This is a genomic window from Streptomyces sp. NPDC052023 (assembly GCF_044548465.1).
Taxonomy (GTDB): domain Bacteria; phylum Actinomycetota; class Actinomycetes; order Streptomycetales; family Streptomycetaceae; genus Streptomyces.
Genome location: NZ_JBIUBW010000032.1, coordinates 1 through 16,969 on the forward strand (window position 1 = coordinate 1; position 16,969 = coordinate 16,969).

Annotated in this window: 17 protein-coding genes; 7 read left to right on the plus strand and 10 right to left on the minus strand. The window is 71.8% G+C overall.

The genetic code is table 11. From position 1 onward, the window contains the following. Together ACIHCM_RS35535 and ACIHCM_RS35540 are read right to left on the minus strand one after the other, a co-directional pair. The coding region (locus ACIHCM_RS35535; protein ID WP_399905535.1) for an ABC transporter ATP-binding protein at window positions 1-434 on the minus strand (434 nt) is incomplete at its 3' end. Window positions 435-450: 16 nt separating this feature from the next. Beyond that, the gene (locus ACIHCM_RS35540; RefSeq protein ID WP_399905538.1) at window positions 451-1,122 is read right to left on the minus strand and encodes a DUF4097 family beta strand repeat-containing protein; all 672 of its coding nucleotides are present in this window, start codon (window positions 1,120-1,122) and stop codon (window positions 451-453) included. Window positions 1,123-1,366: 244 nt separating this feature from the next. Between ACIHCM_RS35540 and ACIHCM_RS35545 the strand changes: the two genes are divergently transcribed. Beyond that, window positions 1,367-2,119: a helix-turn-helix domain-containing protein gene (locus ACIHCM_RS35545; RefSeq protein WP_399905541.1), complete on the plus strand. Its 753-nt coding sequence runs from the start codon at window positions 1,367-1,369 to the stop codon at window positions 2,117-2,119. A gap of 547 nt (window positions 2,120-2,666) precedes the next feature. On the opposite strand, the gene ACIHCM_RS35550 is transcribed toward ACIHCM_RS35545, so the two are convergent. Both ACIHCM_RS35550 and ACIHCM_RS35555 read right to left on the minus strand, forming a co-directional pair. After that, the gene (locus tag ACIHCM_RS35550) at window positions 2,667-2,897 is read right to left on the minus strand and encodes a hypothetical protein (RefSeq protein WP_399905544.1); all 231 of its coding nucleotides are present in this window, start codon (window positions 2,895-2,897) and stop codon (window positions 2,667-2,669) included. Between the two features lie 394 nt (window positions 2,898-3,291). Continuing rightward, the gene (locus tag ACIHCM_RS35555; RefSeq protein WP_399905547.1) at window positions 3,292-4,011 is read right to left on the minus strand and encodes a GntR family transcriptional regulator; all 720 of its coding nucleotides are present in this window, start codon (window positions 4,009-4,011) and stop codon (window positions 3,292-3,294) included. 53 nt (window positions 4,012-4,064) lie between these two features. Here ACIHCM_RS35555 and ACIHCM_RS35560 point away from each other — a divergent pair, with 53 nt between their 5' ends. After that, on the plus strand, window positions 4,065-4,880 hold the full coding sequence (locus tag ACIHCM_RS35560) for a class I SAM-dependent methyltransferase (protein WP_399905550.1): 816 nt from the start codon (window positions 4,065-4,067) through the stop codon (window positions 4,878-4,880). 90 nt (window positions 4,881-4,970) lie between these two features. Here the strand turns inward: ACIHCM_RS35560 and ACIHCM_RS35565 are convergent, their stop codons facing one another. The 5 genes from ACIHCM_RS35565 to ACIHCM_RS35585 form a co-directional block, all read right to left on the minus strand. Beyond that, entirely contained in the window at window positions 4,971-5,510 is a 540-nt protein-coding gene (locus ACIHCM_RS35565; protein WP_399905553.1) for a GNAT family N-acetyltransferase, read from the minus strand. 92 nt (window positions 5,511-5,602) lie between these two features. Continuing rightward, a complete protein-coding gene (locus ACIHCM_RS35570) occupies window positions 5,603-7,012 on the minus strand; it encodes an O-antigen ligase family protein (protein ID WP_399905556.1) in 1,410 nt (469 codons plus the stop codon). A gap of 223 nt (window positions 7,013-7,235) precedes the next feature. Next, a complete protein-coding gene (locus tag ACIHCM_RS35575) occupies window positions 7,236-7,688 on the minus strand; it encodes a phospholipase (RefSeq protein WP_399905559.1) in 453 nt (150 codons plus the stop codon). Window positions 7,689-7,944: 256 nt separating this feature from the next. Then, window positions 7,945-8,160, minus strand: a complete 216-nt coding sequence (locus ACIHCM_RS35580; RefSeq protein WP_399905562.1) for a hypothetical protein — start codon at window positions 8,158-8,160, stop codon at window positions 7,945-7,947. A gap of 291 nt (window positions 8,161-8,451) precedes the next feature. After that, a complete protein-coding gene (locus tag ACIHCM_RS35585; RefSeq protein ID WP_399905565.1) occupies window positions 8,452-11,394 on the minus strand; it encodes a BTAD domain-containing putative transcriptional regulator in 2,943 nt (980 codons plus the stop codon). 227 nt (window positions 11,395-11,621) lie between these two features. Between ACIHCM_RS35585 and ACIHCM_RS35590 the strand changes: the two genes are divergently transcribed. Next, window positions 11,622-12,851: an amidohydrolase family protein gene (locus ACIHCM_RS35590; protein ID WP_399905568.1), complete on the plus strand. Its 1,230-nt coding sequence runs from the start codon at window positions 11,622-11,624 to the stop codon at window positions 12,849-12,851. After that, the gene (locus ACIHCM_RS35595) at window positions 12,830-13,786 is read left to right on the plus strand and encodes an LLM class F420-dependent oxidoreductase (RefSeq protein WP_399905571.1); all 957 of its coding nucleotides are present in this window, start codon (window positions 12,830-12,832) and stop codon (window positions 13,784-13,786) included. Before ACIHCM_RS35590 ends, ACIHCM_RS35595 begins: the two co-directional genes overlap by 22 nt. Before the next feature lie 16 nt (window positions 13,787-13,802). Here the strand turns inward: ACIHCM_RS35595 and ACIHCM_RS35600 are convergent, their stop codons facing one another. Further along, window positions 13,803-14,759 carry a CHAT domain-containing protein gene (locus ACIHCM_RS35600; protein WP_399905574.1) on the minus strand — a complete coding sequence of 319 codons (957 nt, stop codon included), beginning with the start codon at window positions 14,757-14,759 and terminating at the stop codon, window positions 13,803-13,805. 127 nt (window positions 14,760-14,886) lie between these two features. Between ACIHCM_RS35600 and ACIHCM_RS35605 the strand changes: the two genes are divergently transcribed. The 3 genes from ACIHCM_RS35605 to ACIHCM_RS35615 are packed head-to-tail and all read left to right on the plus strand — an operon-like array spanning window position 14,887 to window position 16,783. After that, window positions 14,887-15,423 carry a hypothetical protein gene (locus tag ACIHCM_RS35605; RefSeq protein WP_399905577.1) on the plus strand — a complete coding sequence of 179 codons (537 nt, stop codon included), beginning with the start codon at window positions 14,887-14,889 and terminating at the stop codon, window positions 15,421-15,423. Window positions 15,424-15,436: 13 nt separating this feature from the next. After that, window positions 15,437-16,060, plus strand: a complete 624-nt coding sequence (locus ACIHCM_RS35610) for a hypothetical protein (RefSeq protein ID WP_399905580.1) — start codon at window positions 15,437-15,439, stop codon at window positions 16,058-16,060. 30 nt (window positions 16,061-16,090) lie between these two features. Then, window positions 16,091-16,783, plus strand: a complete 693-nt coding sequence (locus ACIHCM_RS35615) for a DUF6338 family protein (RefSeq protein ID WP_399905583.1) — start codon at window positions 16,091-16,093, stop codon at window positions 16,781-16,783. The last annotated feature ends 186 nt before the right edge of the window (window positions 16,784-16,969 follow it).

Genomic DNA, 16,969 nt, shown 5'->3' on the forward strand with positions numbered 1-16,969 from the left:
AGGCGGCGCTTCATGCCGCCGGAGTAGGTGGAGGCGGGCTTCCCGGCGGCGTCGGCCAGGCCGAAACGCTCCAGCAACTCGGCGGCCACGCGCCGTCCTTCCCGCTTGGGCAGGTGGTGCAGGTCCGCCATCAGGAGCATGTTCTCCTCCCCGGTGATCAGCCCGTCGACCGCCGAGAACTGACCGGTGACTCCGATCGCCGCCCGCACGGCCTGCGGCCGGGCGGCCAGGTCGTGGCCCGCGACCTGTGCCTGTCCGCCGTCGGCGGTGACGAGGGTGGACAGGATCTTCACGGTGGTGGTCTTGCCGGCCCCGTTCGGACCGAGCAACGCGAACACGGACCCGGCCGGGATGCGCAGATCGATGCCGTCGAGGACGGTCTTGTCGCCGTAGGACTTGCGCAGCCCGAGGGCGGAGATGGCCGGTTCGGTCATGAGAGGGACTCCTTCGTTACAGGCTGCGGGCGGTGACGTCGCCGTAGGCGGTGGTCGCGTGGATGGTCAGGCCGGCGTCGGCGCCGGCGCTGTTCTTGAGCGCGTTGCTGATCCGGCCGTAGCCGGTGCCGGCGTCCAGGGAGGCCGAGACGCCCTGGGCCGCGCCGACCGAGATGTCGCCGTGCTCGGTGCGCAGCGTGAGGGTGCCGCGCACCGCCTCGGTGACGCTGATGGCGCCCTTCTGGGTGCTGATCTCGCCGGGGCCGCCCAGGTGGCCGACCGCGATGTCGCCGGCCTGGAGCGTGAGGCGGGCGCTTGCCGCCTCGTCGAGCTTGACCGTGCCCTGGGCGCCCTCGAAGGTGACCTCGCCGAGCCGTCCGACGCCCCGGAGTTCGGCGGCGGCGGCCTTCGCCTCGACGCGGGAGCCGGCGGGCAGCTGGACCGTCACCTCGACGGACCCGGAGGGGCCGAGGATCCGGTTCGTCGCGGCCGGCGCCTCGATCCGCAGGACACCGTCGGCGTACGCCACTTCGATCTCCTCCGCCGCCTTCACGTCGCGGCTCTTGGCGGCGTTCGCGGGGAGGACCTCGACCGCGGTGTCGGCCCGGTCGGCGGCGATGAACCGGATGTGCCCGGCGGGGATGTCGAGGACGGCCGAGACGGGGGCGGGGGTGTCGAACTTCTGCATGGTGTTCTCCTTCATCCGCGGCGCGGACATCGTTCCCGCCCGCTGTTTCCGATGACGTGAACGCTACGTTGCGTTCATAAAATCGGCAACGCATTCGTTGCATAGAAAACCCATAAGCGCAGCTCACACGCACAATTTCATTGCAATGACCCTGAATCAAATGCAACAGCGCTCACCTGCTCCGTTGCAATGGAATGAGTGTGAACGCTACGCTGGGGGCTCACGCACAACGAAGGAGGCCGGGATGCCGGGAGGCAGACTCACCCAGCAGGAACGTCAGCAGATCGCGCTCGGACTGGCCGACGGCCTCGCCTACGCGGAGATCGCCAGACGCCTCGACCGGCCCACCTCGACGATCACACGCGAGGTGATGCGCAACGGCGGCCCCACCGGCTACCGCGCCGACCTCGCCCACCGCGCCACCGAACGCCGCACCCAGCGCCGCAGGCAGGCCGCACCCCGGGGCACGCAGGCGCCCCCGCAGCCCCACGGGCGCGACGCCGGGGCCGTGCGTGCGTACGAGGAGCTGCTCACCTCCGTGTTCACGCAGTCGGGCATGCCCGGGATGATGTCCCGGGTCATGGCCTGTCTGACGATCACCGACGAGGGCAGCCTCACCGCGTCGGAACTCGTCCAGCGCCTCCAGGTCAGCCCGGCCTCCGTGTCGAAGGCGGTCGCGTTCCTCGACGGGCAGGGCCTCATCCGCCGGGAACGCGACGAGCGCCGCCGCGAGCGTTACGTCGTCGACTCCGACGTCTGGTACGAGTCGATGATGGCCAGTGCCCGGGCCATCAGCCAGGTCGTCGAGACCGCACGGCAAGGCACCGGCGTCCTCGGCCCCGGCACCCCCGCCGCCGTCCGCCTGGAGAACATCGCCCGCTTCCTGGACTTCGTCTCGGAGAGCACCGCCCGCGCGGCGGAACAGGCCCGCGACATCCTCCACGCGACGCCGCAGCCGGGCCCGGCGGGCAGCGCGGACCCGGAAGCGAACACCTGACGGAGGTCCCCCGGACGGCGCTACGACGAGGGGGTTCGCCCCTGGCCGTCCGGTTCGGGACACCGAGGCGGGCCCGCGCCGGCGGGTTTGCGGCGCAGTTGGTTCCAGTGCTCGCCCAGTCGCCGGCCTCGGTCGCAGCGGCTGTCGTCGGTCCTGCAGACGCGGCACTTCGTTCCGTGGATCGCCCAGCGACGGAAGGCAAGTTGGTCGGCCGCCGGCGCTGATGCGTGACCGGCCCGCTGTTCAGGGCGGCGTGGTGGCGGCGGAGTTGGTCGACCGACCGGGCCAGCCGCCGGACGTGCGCGATGGCGGCCTGGGGGGCGAGGTGAGAGATCCTCACCGCCATGAGGCGTCGTGCCTCACGGATACCTGCGTGCGCCGCGATCCGCACCGGGGGCGTCCTCGGGGGCGGCCGGGGCCGCGGCCTCCACCTCGCCGAGGAGGAGGGTGAGTTGCCCGCCTAGGTGAACTGCGAGGGCCGTCGGCTCCCGTGAGCCGGGCGGTTCGGCGTCTCTGCTGGACGGTTGGTGCGCGGTGGTGCGCGAGGTCATGGCAGCTCACCCCTGGAGCGGGCGTTGGCGGCCGCGACGGCGGCGCCGAGACCCTCGCTTGTCCTTACCGGCTTGAGGTTCTCGGGCCGCGCGTCCCACTCCACGCCACCCCCTACGGGGCGCAGTTGGACGTACGGCCCCTCGAAGCCCATCACCTTGCCGATCCGCCGGCTGCCGGCGTCCTCGACCAGCTCGTGCAGCTTCGGCCTGTAGGTTGCCCTCGTCACCGTGCCTCCTGGGAACCAGGGGCGAGGGCCGCCCGGCACTGTCGTCTGCGCATCGCCCTGCGCCGGCGCGCCCCGATGAGGATCGCCGCCCACATCTCGGGCGAAGGGCAGCTCGGCGCGTCACTGGCTGCTGCGGGAACTGGCATGCCTTCAATGGTCGTTCCGGAGGCCGATCGAGCGGATAAGCGCCCTCTCGGCTTTGCGAAAGCGCGTGATACACAGAACATGTCGACGCTCCTTGTAAGCGTTGGCCACGCCCCGGGACCGTTGCGAGCGGTCGCCGGGGTTCCTTCGTGGCCGCGGGCGTGCATGACGGCAGTGGCCGACGGCCCGCACGGCACTACAAGGAGACTGGACCGGTGGACCGGTCCAGTCAAGGGAAGTGTCAGATTTCCTACCCCATCGGGTAGTTGTCGACCTGCTCGAACACTTGTGACGCGGTAACGCCCTCTTCGCACACGAGCGCCCGGTGTTCCTGGTCGAACGCCGTGTGCAGCACCACGGCCACCGCTACGGGCCGGTCCACCCGCAGCAATCGCGCCTCATCCTCAGTGGCCAGCCGAACGGTCGTCACGTCGACGCCCTCCACGGGCGAGCGGCCGGTCACGCGCCTGACGTAGTGCGTGGTGCCCTCGGTGATCGGCCCCTTCGCCGCCAGCCGCGGAGCCCCGTCCGCAACCGACGGCGGGAACCAAGCCGTCACCAGGCTGTGCGGCGTTCCGTCATCGAGGAGCACCAGCCGGATACGTCGAAGCGTCTCCTCGCCCGGCTCCAGTCCCAGGGCATCCGCCACACGCGCCGGAGGCACCGTACGGTCCGGTACACCCAAGCGCCGGTACGGAGCGCCGCCCGTGATACGGCTGGAGCCCACGCGGCGTCCGCCCGCCGGTCGGGCGACCGGTGTCTCGGCGACGGTGAATCCGGCTCCTTGCCGGGCGGCCACCAGGCCGTCGTTGCGCAGCACGTCGTAGGCCTTGACGACGGTGGCCCTCGACACGCCCCACTGCTCGGCCAGATCGCGGCCGGACGGCAGCAGGTCGCCGGGTCCGAACTCGCCGTCGGCGATCCGTGTGCGCAGATCGTCGGCGATCTGCTCGTACTTCAGCAGCGGCATGGAGCCCTTCCGATCACTGGACTGGTCCACCGGTGAGCCCTCAGAATTCCCGCATGACGAGTCCTGAGGTGGCGCCGGAGATCGTGAGGTACTACAGCGAGACCATCGACGAAGCGGACCGGCTGACCACAACAGCCGACGGCTGCCTGGAGATGGTACGCACCCGGGAACTGCTCCGAAGGTACCTGCCCCCACCCCCGGCCCGGATCCTCGACGTCGGTGGCGGCCCCGGTGCCCACGCCCGATGGCTCGTCCAGGACGGCTATGCGGTGCACCTCGTCGACCCGATCCCCCGGCACATCGAGCAGGCCGAACCCACCGGCGCCACCGTGGAACTCGGAGACGCGCGCAGCCTCACGGCCGAGGACGCCTCGTACGACGTCGTGCTCCTGCTGGGCCCTCTCTACCACCTGATCGAACGCGCCGACCGGGACCAGGCCCTCGCCGAGGCGCACCGCGTACTCAAGCCGGGCGGCCTGCTGGCGGCGGCCGCGATCAACAGGTATGCGTCGCTGTTCGAGCACACCGCTTTCGCGCACCTGCACAAGGAGCCGATGCGGAGGAGTATCGGCGGCATCCTGGCGGGTCAGATCCACGACGGGAAGAAGGCCTTCACCGCCGCGTACTTCCACAGCGGCGAGCAGCTGCGCGACGAGGTGGCCACGGCGGGATTCGCCCAGGCCGCCGTCTTCGGTGTCGAGGGCCCGGCCTGGTCGCTGCTCGCCGCGACCGAGCGGCACACCGGCGAGTCGTTGATCGGATCGCCCTTGTTCGAGTCGGCGCTGACCGCAGCACGCATGGCCGAGCCCTACGCGGAACTGCTGGCGGCGAGTTCCCATCTGCTGGCGATCGGGCAGCGCCCGGTGTGATCCCCGAGAGCGCCTGCCTGACCGCAAGCCGACCCGTTTCCGCCGACGGGGACACAGCGCTTCGCCAGATCCGCGGTGTCGAGCGCGAGTTCAGCCGGAGGGGGTGACCGGGGACCGGATGCCGAGCCACTGCTCGGCGTCCCAGGCCCGGAAGCGCTCTACTTCGGTGAACCCCAGATTTGCCGCGAGGCGCATCGAGCGGACGTTGGCGGTCTGGGTGGTGAGCACCACCGGCTCGCCGGGAAGGACGCCTTCGAACCAGTCGAGTGCCGCAGCGCACGCCTCGGCGGCATACCCGTGTCCCCACGCCCGCGGCAGGAACAGGTAGCCGAGATCGGCCAACCCCGCGGCAGCCGGGCGACGGTGCTCGGGTGCTCTCCTGAGCAGGATCTGGCCGATCATCGCCCCGTCGAGATCGACGACGAAACTCCCGGGCCACCGCTCGGGCGCCCCCGGCATCTCGCGCTCGAGCTCGTCACGGGGGCGGGGGCCGCCGAGGTAGGTGTGCACCTCTGGTGACGCCAGCAGTTCGATGAACGCCGCACGGTCCCGGGCCTCGGGCTCACGCAGCACGAGCCTCTCGGTCCGGATCGGTGCGGGCGGCCAGGCGACGGGTCCGAGCTCAGTCATGCCGGCCAGCCAATCAGCGGGCCCTCAAGTGATCAAGGCTTCCGGGAGGATCGCCGGTCGCCGGCACAACGGCGACGGCGTCGGGCCCGGCGTCAACGTCCAGCCGCCCCGACCGGCCCCTCCGCTGTCTGGTCGGGGGAGGCCGAGGGAGAGGGCTGGGCCGGGATCGCGGCCCGTTGCTGTGGTCCGTGTTTCGGGTGCCGGGGCTGGGACGGGGCGGCGGGTCGGCCGCCGCGGCTGCGCCACCCCGCCGGCGTCTCCGCCATCACCACCCCCGACGCCAGCCAGAAGAGCATGTCGATGCGGTCCAGGTTGGCCGGGTGGTCCATCATGCCGATCAGGAAGAAGCCGGTCAGTGAGGCCAGACCGACCGTGCCGATGGCTGACTTCGCGCGGGCGGCGCGGGCTGCCGAGGCCCAGGCGACGACGGTGATGCCGGCGACGGCGAGCAGGCCCAGGGGGCCGGTCTCCACCAGCCAGTTCAGCCACATGTTGTGGGCGTGCACGAAGGTGCGCTCACCGGGCGCCGTCGCGGATATGACGGCGCCGGAACGGCCGAGCCCGACGCCGAGCGGATGGTGCACGGCGATGTCGAGCGCCGCGTTCCAGGCCTGCCCGCGCACGCCGAGCGAGTTCCCGGCCCGCGACACGGCCCAGATCACGGCCGCCGCGCAGCCGAGGGCGAGGAGCCCGACGGCCGCGGTGAGCCGGCGCTGGGCGCGGTCGGCTAGGCGGGGCGCGAGCCAGTAGGCGCCGCCGAGGACGAGGAGGCCGGCGGCTCCGGCGACGTACCCGGCGCGGGAGAAGGTGGTCAGCAGGGCGCCGTATCCGGCGACGGCGGCGAGGACGATCACCGTACGGGCGGTGCGCTCGTCCACCGACACGGCGGCGAGCAGCACGAACGGCAGCAGCAGGACGAGGAACGCGGCGAGCAGGTTGGGGTTGGCGAAGGTGCCGGTCGCGCGGATGAGGATTCCGGCGCCCCCGGAGTCGCAGGACACGTCGGTCAGCAGACCGGTGCGGCAGAAGCCGGTCGGGGTCTCGTTGGTGACCTGCGAGAAGGCGGCGGCACCGGCGGCGGTGACGCCGGCCAGGGCGAGCAGGCCGACCGCGCGCCAGGAACCGGGCTGGGTACGGCGCAGGCCCACGACGAGGTAGTAGCAGGCGATGACGGTGACCAGGCCACGCAGGGGCGCGGTCGGGTGCCCGCCCCGGAACGTCGTCACCGTGGCCGCGCCGAGCAGCAGGGCGACGGGCAGGTCGAGCCGTGTGCGGAAGTCCCGCAGCCGTGTCCGGGGCCGCCCCCGCACCGGTACGGCCACGGCGAGCAGCCCCACCAGCAGCGCGAGCCGCGTCGGGGTGACGACGCCCACGAGCGGGTCGTCGGGGAAGAAGTCGGTGGCCGTGTCCAGCAGCACGACGAACAGCGCCGCGAGCGGGACCATCTGCATCAACGCGTACGCCGGTCCGGGGTCCGCCGGCGTGCTCCGGTCGGTTGCCATGGAACGGAGCCTGGCGGCACGGGGCGAAGCGGGGATGGCCGGGGGGATAACGGCCGCGTGCGGCTGGAGGGACGGCGATTCTCCCCCCTCGTGTCCCCGTGCGCCGAGCCGCACGAGCGGCCCTGGGGGAGACGGCCGGGCGGCGGGTCGCCGCCCGGCCGGCGTGATCCCCGGGGCGGAGCGGCACGTGCGCGCGGCGCTCCGCCCCGGGGCGCGGCCGGGGTCAGCCGAAGGCGCGGACGGCCTGGTAGTAGGTCCAGGCGGTGCTGTTGCAGGCGGTCTTGGTGCCGCCGCTGTAGGCGTTGCAGACCCGCTTCAGGTCCTCGTAGAAGGCGCTGTCGAGACGGTCCTTGTGGGCGCTGAAGGAGCCCGCGGCCTTGTAGTTGCGGTAGCCGAAGTCGTGGCGCGCGCAGGACATGGAGAAGGGGAAGCCGAAGGGGTTGTCCGGCGAGGAGGAGCAGTAGTCGGTCGACCAGTCGAAGCCGTACGCCGCCCAGGCACCCTGGTTGGCGCGGGCCGCGGCCCAGGCGTTGTAGCTGGACGCGCTGGTCTGGGTCCAGCTGGACAGGACCTGCGGCTTGTCGGCCGGCGCGGCCCCGGCGGCCGTCGCGGTGGCGACGACGGTGGCCAGGGACAGGGTCGTGGTGGCGAGAGCGGTCGCGAGTCTGCGGTGCATTCCCACACCTCCATGAGGCTGTGCCCGCTTGTCGGGCTACAGGTTCATGACAAGATGATTGACACCGCAACAGTTTCTTCACACCGCGCCGGCCCGAAGGATCTCTGAATTCTCGGCGCGGTCCGGGGATCGGAACGTGAACCTCCGGGGCTGATGTGACGGAACGTCAAATATGCGCCGTGCGGGACCCGCTGGACATGACTCGGCCGCGGCGGCTCCCCTCCGCGCCGCCGCGGCCGTACCCCGTCGGGGTGGCTCAGCTGGCCGGCTCGCTCGTGGCGTGCTGGTCCTGCGTCGTGAGCGTCTCGTCGGTGGCGTGCTGGACCTGCGGGTCGGCCTGACCACCCGTCGCGTGCTGGTCCAGCAACTTGGCCTCACCGCCCGTGGCGTGCTGGTCCTGCGTCGTCAGGTCCCCACCGGTCGCATGCTGGTCCAGCGGCTTGACCACGGGCTCGCTCTGCTTGTCGCTCATGACGGTCAACTCCCAGTTCATTTCTCAGGCCAGAGGTCCGGCGCCCGGCCCGGCGACTCCCCCGCGGGTCGCCGTCCGGGCGTCGATCGGCCGATCAGACTAACCTCACGGCCCCCGTCGTCGGCCCGCATCCCCCGCTTGCGGACCACGACATGAGCGAGCATGCCGGACGGCGATAAACGTTCGCTGAACGTCCCCGGCCCCCCGGGCCCCCCGCCCCCGGGCCCCCCGCCCCCGGTCGCCCCGTCCCCCGTGGCACCCTTCGTCCCGCCCGCCGCTTCCGCGCCCCCGCTATGCCACCGCCGCCGGTGACAGCAACTCCCGTACCTCGTCCGCCTCCGGCGCGTCCAGCTCCTCGTAGATGCCGAGCGCCTCCCGCCAGCAGACCTGGGCGCGGCCCGTCTGGCCGATGCCGTTCAAGGCTCGGCCGAGGACGGTGAGGACCAGGCCGCGGCGCCACTCGCCGCCGATGCCGCGCAACACGGTCAGCGCCATCTCCGCGCCGGACGCGGCCTTGGCCGGACGCCGGGCCGCGAGGTCCACCTCGGCGAGGCGGAAGAGGGTCATGCCCTCCCAGAGGCGCTGGCGGCTGTCCCGGAAGGTCTCCAGGGCCTCCCTCAGGCTCTCCGCCGCAAGCCTCAGTTCGCCGCTGCTCGTGAGGGCCAGCCCGAGCGCGTACCGCCCGTTCGCGCCCCGCAGGGCGTTGCCCATCGCGTCGTAGATGTCGATGCCCTGCTGGGCGAGGGCGATGGCGCTGTCGACCCGTCCGGTGGCCAGATGGATCCGGGACAGGTTGCACAGGGCGCTGGCCTCGCCGGGCCGGTTGCCGTTGCCGCGGAAGTTGTCGATCGCCGCGTTGAGGTGCCGCTCGCCCTCGGCGTGGCGGTTCTGGTAGATCGCGATGATGCCGCGGGTGTTGGGGGCCCAGCAGCTTGCCACCGGGTCGGCCGCGTCGCGTGCCATGCGCAGGGCCTCGACGGCCGCCGCGTCGGCCTGGTCGAAGCGCCCGGCGACCATGTGGACGTCGGTGAGCGTGGTCAGCGCGCGCCCGGCCGCCCACGCGTCCCGCTCGGCGTGGGCGCGCTCCAGCGCCGCGTTGGCGGCGATCTCGTACTCACGGGCGTTGGCCCCGGACTCGGCCAGGTCCTTGGCGGCCCACAGCAGGTCGACCGCCCGGCGCAGCCGTCCGTCGGCCACGGACCGGCGCACGCAGGACAGCAGGGCGTCGGCCTCGGCGTAGAGCCAGTCCTGGGCGGCGTGCCGGTCGGCGAAGGCCAGCCCCGGGTACTTGGTCACTTCCAGGTGGTCCACCAGCCGGTCGCCGGGCCGCTCCATCGCGTAGACCCCGGCGGCGGTGGCGAGGTAGAAGTCGAGCAGCCGCGACATCGCCGCCTCCCGCTCGCTCGGCGGATGCTCGTCCCGCTCGGCGCAGGCACGCGCGTAGAGCCGTACGAGATCGTGGTAGCGGTAGCGGCCGGGTGCCGCCGACTCGAGCAGTGACATGTCGACGAGGGACTCCAGCAGGTCCTCTGCGTCCTCCACCGCCAGATCGAGCACCGCCGCCGCACCGGCCAGCGAGATGTCCGGTCCGTCGGCGAGGCCGAGCAGCCGGAACGCCCGTGCCTGGGCGGGCTCCAGCTGTCCGTACCCCAGCTCGAAGGTCGCCTTCACCGCCAGGTCGCCGGCCTGGAGCTCGTCCAGCCGGCGTCGCTCGTCGGCGAGTTTGGCCGCCAGGACCGACACCGTCCAGGTGCGCCGGGCGGCGAGGCGGGACGCGGCGATGCGGATCGCCAGCGGCAGGAAGCCGCACGCCGCGACCACGTCCAGCGCGGCTTCCCGCTCGGCGGCGACCCTCTCCTCGCCCACGATCTTCGTGAACAGTGACAGCGCCTCGTCGGGGGACATCACGTCCAGGTCGACCAGGTGCGCCCCGGCCAGGTCCACCATCCGCACCCGGGAGGTCACCAGCGCCGCGCACCCGTCCGCCCCGGGCAGCAGCGGCCGTACCTGGGCGGCGTCGCGGGCGTTGTCCAGGAGCACCAGGACCCGGCGGCCGTCCAGCACCGACCGGTACAGCGCCGCGCGCTCCTGAAGCGAGTCCGGGATCGCCGAGTCGGGCGTGCCGAGGGCGCGCAGGAACGAGCCCAGCACCGTCTCCGGCTCCGCGGCCCGGGAACCGGCGCCCTGGAGGTCCACGTACAGCTGCCCGTCCGGGAAGGCCGGCCGCGCCTGGTGCGCCACGTGCACCGCCAGCGTGGTCTTGCCGACGCCGCCGATCCCGGCGAGCGCCGAGACGGCCATCACCCGGCCGTCCGCCGAGGCCAGCACCTCGCTCAGCTCGGACACGAACGACGCGCGTCCCGTGAAGTCGGGCACGGTGGCCGGAAGTTGTGCCGGGCGGACCGGGGCCACGGGCGGCTCGGCGACCGGCGCCGACGGCTCCGCGAGCCCGGGGTCGGCCGTCAGGATCCGCTGTTGCAGCTCCCGCAGCGCCGGCCGGGGGTCGACGCCCAGCTCGTCCGCCAGCAGACGCCGCGTGTCGGCGTACACCGCCAGCGCCTCCGCCTGCCGGCCCGATCTGTACAGCGCCAGCATCAGCAGTTCCCGCGGCCGCTCGCGCAGCGGGTGCGCCGCCGTCAGGGCGGTCAGCTCCGAGACGGCCTCCGCGTGGCGGCCCTGCTCCAGGTCCATGTCCAGCCGGGCTTCGAGGAGTTGCAGCCGCCACTCCTCCAGCCGTACCCGCTGCGCTTCGGCGTACGGCCCCGGCACGCCTGCCAGCGCCTCACCGTCCCACTGGTCCAGCGCCCGGTTCAGCGACTCCCGCGCCCGGCCCAGGTCACCGGCGGCCCGTGCCTGCTCCGCGTCGGCGGCCAGGCCCTGCGCCACCGTCAGGTCCAGCGCGCCCTCACCCACCGACCGGATCGCGTAGCCGCCGGACTCGCTCACCAGCACCTCGGGATCGAGCACCTTGCGCAGCCGGGAGGCGTACGTCCGTACCGCCGCCAGCGCCTGCGACGGCGGCTCCTCGCCCCACAGCGCGTCGATCAGCTGCGCCGCCGTCGCCGTACGGCCCTCACGCAGCAGCAGCGCGGCCAGCAGGGCGCGTTGCTGCGGGGAACCCGTGGTCAGCGGCTCACCACCGCGCCAGGCACGCACCGGTCCGAGCACCCCGAAGCGCAGCGCGGCGGGCTGTGCCGCTCCGCCCGGACGCCCCTGTGCCGGCACCCCGTCCATAGCCGTCCCCCTAGACAACATGAGCAATGCTGTCAGTTTGCCTTGCTCCGGCGGATGAGTCAGCCGCCCGAGACCGCAGTCACAGCTGGGCGCACGGGATCCCACAAGCCCCACACACCCTCTTCGCACACTTCCGCACTGACCTGAGCGCGAAGGGCCGTCCGAGATACACCCCGGTCGACGCGCGAGGAGCTGACGGTCCGTCAGTTCAGCGCTACCGTGCCCCCATGGACACTGGATTCCCGCAGATCATCTCCGTCGACGACCACACCGTCGAACCCCCGGACGTCTGGCAGGACCGCCTTCCGAAGAAGTACGCCGGCACCGGCCCCCGCATAGTCCGCGCCCCGCTGAAGGAGATGAGCTTCCTCGGCGGCCGCTTCAAGCCCGTCATGGGCCGGCCCGGCGACGACGGCCCCATCGGCGACTGGTGGATCTACGAGGACCTGCACCGGCCCCTCACCCGCCTCGACACCGCCGTGGGCTACGACAGGGACGAGATCAAGCTGGAGATCATCACGTACGAGCAGATGCGCCCGGGCTCGTACGACGTCCCCGCCCGCCTCGCCGACATGGACGTCAACCACGTCCAGTCCGCCCTCTGCTTCCCGACCTTCCCGCGCTTCTGCGGCCAGACCTTCATCGAGGCGAAGGACCACGAGCTCGGCCTGCTGTGCGTCAAGGCCTACAACGACTGGATGGTCGAGGAGTGGTGCGGGCCGCAGGCCCGGGGACGGCTCGTCCCGCTCATCATCGTCCCGCTCTGGGACGCCGAACTGGCCGCGGCGGAGGTCCGCCGCAACGCCGCCCGGGGCGTGCGCGCCGTGGCCTTCTCCGAGATACCCCCGCATCTCGGCCTGCCCTCCGTGCACACCGACGACTGGGACCCGTTCCTCGCCGCCTGTGACGAGACCGGCACGGTCGTCGCGATGCACATCGGCTCCAGCAGCCGGATGCCCTCCACCTCCGCCGACGCGCCGCCCGCCGTCGGCTCCACCATCACCTTCGCCAACTGCTGCTTCTCGATGGTCGACTGGCTGATGAGCGGCAAGTTCGAGCGCTTTTCGAACCTGAAGGTGATGTACGCGGAGGGCCAGATCGGCTGGATCCCGTACATCCTGGAGCGCGCCGACGTCGTCTGGGAGGAGAACCGCGGCTGGGGCGGCGTCGCCGACAAGGTCCACCGGCCGCCGTCGGAACTGTTCGCCGAGCATGTCCACGGCTGCTTCTTCGACGACGCCTTCGGGCTGCGCAACCTCGACTCCATCGGCGTCGGCAACGTGCTCTACGAGACGGACTACCCCCACTCCGACTCGACCTGGCCCAAGTCCAGGGAGGTCGGCGAGGCCCAGATGGGCCACCTGGACGCCGCGGTGGTCGAGCGGATCGTGCGCGGCAACGCGATCGAGCTGCTGGGGCTGACGGAGGACGGGCTGTGGCCCGGGGGGAGCCGGTGACCGGCGCCGGCGGGTCCGGCCTGGAGTACGGCATCCAGCTCCCCGTCCAGTCCCAGAGCACCCTCTACGCCGAACCCTGGGAGGCCGGCGCCGGACCGGACGACCTCGTGGCCGTCGCCCGCGCCGCCGACCTGGCCGGGTTCGGCTATGTCGCCTGCTGCGACCACGTCGGCGTCCCACGCCGTCTCGCCTCCGCGATGAGCACCGTCTGGTACGACCCCGTGGCCACCCTCGCCCATCTGGCCGCCGTCACGGAACGCGTGCGGCTGCTGTCCCATGTCGCCGTGGTCGGCCTGCGCCACCCCCTGCTCACCGCCAAGCAGTACGCCACCCTCGACCACCTCAGCGGGGGCCGGCTGATCCTCGGCGTCGGCGCCGGTCACGTACGGGAGGAGTTCGAGGCGCTCGGGGTGGACTTCCGCCAGCGCGGGGCCGTGCTGGACGAGACGGTCGACGCGCTGCGGGCCGCCCTCGGGCCGGAGGAGTTCCCCGCCCACCACGGGAAGCTGTACGACTTCGAGGGGCTCGGTCAGCTGCCCCGGCCGGCCCAGCAGGTGATCCCCCTCTGGGTCGGCGGATCGTCCCCGGCGGCGGTGCGCCGGGCGGCGCTCAAGGGCGACGGCTGGCTGCCCCAGGGCGACCCCCGTGACCGGCTGCCCGGGCAGATCGCCACGTTGCGGCGGCTGCGCGCGGAGGCGGGCATCGCCACGCCGCTCACCGTCGGCGCGATCGCCGAGCCCCTGTACGTCGGCCGGCCCGCCTGGGACGTCGGGCGGCGCACGATCAGCGGCCCGCCCGAGGCCCTCGCCGAGTCGCTGCGGGCGTACCGGGCGATGGGCGTGCACCAGATCCAGGTGCGGTTCCGCAGCCGGAGCCGCACCGAACTCATCGACCAGATGGAGGCGTTCGGCGCGGGTGTCGCTCCGGCGCTGTGAGTGCGGCCGGCCGCCGTCAGGGCAGGCGCGCGTCGCCGGACGGCGGCCTGACGAGGTAGGTCGTGCCGGGATCAAGGTGCGGCGCGTGGAAGAGGGTGGGGAGGTCGTGGTCGGTGAGTCCTTCGAGTTCGATCGCTGCCTTCCCGACGGCGTTGGCCCCTCGGAGCGACTGCCCCTCGCACAGGGCGGCGTAGAAGCCTGCCGCGTAGGTGATGGCGTCCATGTCCTCGATGGAGTCGGACATACCGATGGCGAACGGGACCGTGTCGATCAGCTTCGCTGCCTGCGGCGCGGACGCGCAAGAGTTCAGCACGACCAGTCGGGGTGGCTCGTCGACGGCGGCGAGGGTGCGGGCGAAGGCTTTGGCCGTGACGGCGGCACCGTAGTGCCGTTCGTCGATGTCCCTTTCGAAGAAGAGCAGTTCCTTGCTGCCGTGACCGGAGAAGTGGACCACGTGCGGGCGGAAGCGCATGAGGCCGGTGAGCAGGTGCTCGGTCGTCGCGGCCGGATGCGGGTCGATCTCCACCCAGTCCCGGTGCGTGGCGGCGCGTACGGCCGCGCGGATCCGGGCCTGCTCCCGGCCGACCCGTAGCTCGCCCTCGGGTCCTGCCCCGAGCATGAGCACGCGCAACTTCTCCGTCTTGGCCGTGCCCCCGCTCTTGTCGTCCCCGTGGCGCTCGGCCAGGACGAGCAGAGCCTCGATCACCGCCATCTCTCCGCGCAGTTCGGTGGCTCTGCGGCGCCACAGGTCGGCCTCCCTGGCGGCCGTGACGGCCTGGCTCTCGTGGTGCTCGACGACGATCGAGTCCGTCGGCACGCCCGCGGGTGCCCCACTTGACGCGATCGCGCGGGCTTTGGACGCGTACGCGCGTTCGCGGGCCTCCTGGCGCGCGAATTCGGTGGCCGACAGCTCCGCCTCATGGTGCTCCCTGCGCTTTTGATCCAGCCGTTCACGAAGATGGCCAGCGTTCATCTTCTGCCTCCTTTACGGAATGATCTCCACCGGATCGTTGGGGGCGGTAGTGCAGGCGGTAGTGCCGCATGGTTCGAGTGCCCGTTGGGAATCGACCCTTCACCTGCTCTACGTGGATCGGGGGGTAATGGACGCCGATGACTACTTGCGTCAGATGGTGAGCGAAGCCGACCCGCACGTTGTCGACTTGCTCAACAGGTATGCCGCCGCCCAGGATTCCGGGGAGGCCGACGGAAATGCGGACGGTGACGGCGGCGGGCACGACTTCGGTGACGGGCTGGCGGCTGCCGGAGGTCTCGCGGCGATTCTGTCAACGGGGAATAATGCGGTGAAGTTCCTCCGCAGAACCTGGCGGGGCCGTGCCGACACGCCGAAACGCCTGCCGGAGCGTCGGAGTGAACCCGTGGCCGACCTGCCGGCGGGCCGGGGGGCGTCCGCGCAGCTTTCCCAGGACCACCTGGTGAATCTCGCGAAGCGTCACCTCGTCGGAAAGGAGGGAATTTCCGAAGGTGACCTGAGTCTGCGCTGGGTGAATGAGGACCTGCAGGATTCGTGGTGTCTGGTCTCCTTCGACCTCGCCAAGGGAGGCGTGTGGCATGTGCTCATCAAAATGAAGGACGGCTACGCGGCGGTCGGCAAGGCAAAGTTCCTGAAAGCAGAATGAGGGGGAGCGCAGAATGAGTACAGGCAGGCCCGGACATGTGACGGCACACGATCGGTTCCAGGTCGAGGTCAGGATGGCGACGGGAGGAAGGGCCAGGCTCCTCGTCGAGGACGTCCAATTCCAGTTGACGCCCCACGAGCAGCTGCACAAGCTGCTCCGCAGCCGGAATCCGGTGGTGCGCCACTTCGTGGCACTTCAGGACGGCGGCCCGGTGGACATCACGTACAACCCGGGACTCGCGTCGAATGCGAGGCACGCGGCGGAGGAGGTCGCCCTGAGCCTGTTCCACGGGATAGCGCTCGCCGAGATGCTGAAGAAGACGGGCCGGAAGCACCGGGACAGCCGGACGGAGATCGCCTCCGGGCGGACCGGAGGGTACGCGCCGGGATACTCGTACCACACCCCCGCGAAGGTCATGGACGGCGTGGGGATCGTCTACGGCGTCGAGAGGACGGGAAGGCATGCCGCCGGCGGTTTCAAGAACGCCCAGGCGGTGCTGGACGATCTCGTGAAGTGGGCCATGAGGCTTCCCTCGCAGGGGTACTACGTCGTCGTGGACGGCAAACCCCAGGCGCTGCCCGTGATCGAGCACGAGATCCGGTTCCAGGACCTGGTCCCTGTGGACGGTCGGCGCTGACGGCTCCTCCGCCCCGGAGAGAGGGTGCCCATGCCCACCACCGGCAGTGGCCTGCTTCTGCTGGTCGTGCTGTTGCTGCCCGGACTGACGTTCGTAGCTCTGCGGGAGCGTCGGAGCAGTGAGCGACGGCCCACCGCTTTCCGGGAGAGCGGTGCGGTCGTCTTCTGGAGTGTCACGACCGAGTTCGTGACGCTCGCGCTGTTCGCGGTGGTGAGAAGTCTCCTGCCGGAGCTGACCCCGGATGTCGGCCGGCTCGTCCGGGAGGGCGGCGCGTATGTGCGGGAGCACTACGTGTCGCTCGGCTGGTGGGGCGCGGGCCTGCTGGCGTTCTCGTGCGGTCTGGCCGCGGCCGCGGCGATGCGTGCCGCCGCCGGACGTCACCCGTCCGGCATGTCCGCCTGGTGGATGCTGTTCGACGGGTGGTACCCCGGCGAGAACCCCATGGTCGGGTGCCTTTTGGAGGACGGCTCCTACCTGGAAGGCCGGCAGGCGTCGTTCAACGTGAGCGCCGACGACTCGCCGGACCGGGACCTCGTCCTGGTGCAGCCGCTGAAGTACCGGCCGCCCGGCGGCACCGAGGCGCGGCCGCTGCCCTGGAGCGCGGCGTGCGTATCGGCACGCCGGATCGTCACCGTCTTCGTCAGCTACCCGCTCGCTGAGCGGGCGGTGGGGGCGGGGGAGGAGGGGGCGGCGGGGGCGGGGTCCGGGCCGGCCGCAGGGTAGCTTTCTGGCCGCGTTTCCCTGATGCCATAGGAGACTCTCCTCAAGCGGAGGTGCCGCCCCTCGCGCCGCAGGACGACCTCGGCGGCCCGTCATCACGAGGGTAGCGCCCCGGGTCCACACCGGCATCCTGTCGGGTGCCCTTCTGATGTGACGGCTCGTCAGCTACCGTGCCGGGCGCCGTGTTCT